Source organism: Aquiflexum sp. (genome assembly GCF_041751335.1).
In the GTDB taxonomy this organism is placed as follows: Bacteria; Bacteroidota; Bacteroidia; order Cytophagales; family Cyclobacteriaceae; genus Aquiflexum.
In genome coordinates, this window is sequence record NZ_JBGSXS010000091.1 from 1 (window position 1) to 1,790 (window position 1,790).

Below are 1,790 nucleotides of genomic sequence, written 5' to 3' on the forward strand. Positions count from 1 at the left end.
TAGAGTCAAAACAATAATACAATATGTATCTTTATAAAAAATCAAATTATGGGAGCAATTATTATTCAAGCAGACAACAAAAGTAACAAGATACTTTCTGAACTCGCCAAAAAACTAGGAGGGACTGTAATTAATTTGGAGGATGAACAATTTGAAGATCTTGCACTTGGTACAGCAATGGATCAATTGAAAACAGGAGAAACCGTTGATCCTAAATCTATAATTCAGAAATTAAAGGAAAGGTGATAGTCGAGTTTGATAAATCCTTTTCATATTGACCTACTAAACCCAAATTTCGCAGATTCTTTTTCCTGCATGCTGAGGTCAAATACCATACAGATATTTCGGATAAAGGGAAGGCCTGCAGGGAGGATTTCAATCCCTTTTGAATCAAATTCGATCAATCCTTCTTCTTTGAATACCTTGAGTCTGTCCCAATTCTTTTTACCTAGAAGGGAATAATAGCAAAAATCCCATTCGGCCACTTGGTTGCAGATCAGGTTAAGGATCAAATGTCTTGTTTTGATATCCTCTTTGCTCATCCTGTGCCCTTTGCTGATGGCAAAGTGCTTCAAGCTGATCTGTTCCTTGTACAGGTCAATTTCCTTGGTGTTTTGGGCATAAGCGTAATACACATCAGAAATGGAACTGTTACCCAAGCCAATCAAGATCTTGGAAGGCGAGGTAGTATAGCCCATGAAATTCCTGTGCAAAGTTTTGTTTTCCTTTGCCTTGTTCAAGGGGTCGTTGGGAAGGGCAAAATGGTCCATTCCGATTTCGAAGTAACCCATTTCAGATAGTAAAACTTTTCCTCCTTCGTAAAGGGCTCTTTTTTCGGATTCCAATGGCAAGAACTTTTCAAAGCTCCGCTGCGCCGGAAATGCAGCGGGCAAATGGGCATAACTGTAAAATGCGATTCTATCCGGTTTTAACTTAGCCACTTTTTTGAATGTAGCCTTAATAGTTTCCAATGTCTGATGCGGCAGACCATAGATCAAATCAAAGTTTACCGAATCATAACCAATCTCCCTTGCCACATCTGTCGCCTCTTTTACCCTTTCAAAAGGTTGGATTCTATGGATGGCTTTCTGTACCTCTTCATTGAAATCCTGTATGCCGTAACTCACCCTACGGAAACCCAAATCAAACAAAGTCTGCAAGTGTTCTCGGGTTGTATTGTTTGGATGTCCTTCAAAACTCAACTCGGCTTCAGGCATGACCTCCGCACTTCCAATGATAAATGAGAGCATCTCCTTCAGTGATTCAGGTGAGAAAAAGGTAGGGGTTCCACCGCCCAAATGGATACCTGCCAGTTTGGGTCTGTCATCAAAGATTTTTAAATAAGCCTCCCATTCATTCATGATGGAAGTGATATAGGGAGTTTCGACTTTATGGTTTTTGGTAATGCGTTTGTTGCAGCCACAGTAAGTACAAAGACTTTCACAATAAGGGAGGTGGATGTATAAAGTGACACCCTCAGATTCCCCAAAATCCTCAAATGCCTTTTGGACCAAACTGATCCATCCATTTTCGCTCAGGTCATCTGACCAAAGCGGTACAGTAGGGTAGGAGGTGTAGCGTGGAGCCGGGACATTATACTTTTGCAGAAGTTTGGGAGATATTGTAGTCATAATCTTCATAGATAGTGCACAAATTTGACATTTTATACCCAGTGTTTTTATGACCATCACTTTGCCCAAACCTGATAAAAGTCATGGTTATTGTTTTTTACACTACAGTAAAGGATGGACTTTTAAACTTAATTTGATATTTTTAAAATCAACCTTTAA

General features: G+C 39.7%; 2 protein-coding genes. One reads left to right on the forward strand and one right to left on the reverse strand.

What is annotated here, in order from left to right; all coding sequences use genetic code 11:
* Positions 1-48: 48 nt before the first annotated feature.
* On the forward strand, positions 49-246 hold the full coding sequence (locus ACEW8U_RS05470) for a hypothetical protein (protein WP_373521030.1): 198 nt from the start codon (positions 49-51) through the stop codon (positions 244-246).
* 23 nt (positions 247-269) lie between these two features.
* On the opposite strand, the gene hemN is transcribed toward ACEW8U_RS05470, so the two are convergent.
* On the reverse strand, positions 270-1,631 hold the full coding sequence (hemN, locus tag ACEW8U_RS05475; RefSeq protein ID WP_373521031.1) for an oxygen-independent coproporphyrinogen III oxidase: 1,362 nt from the start codon (positions 1,629-1,631) through the stop codon (positions 270-272).
* Positions 1,632-1,790 lie beyond the last annotated feature (159 nt).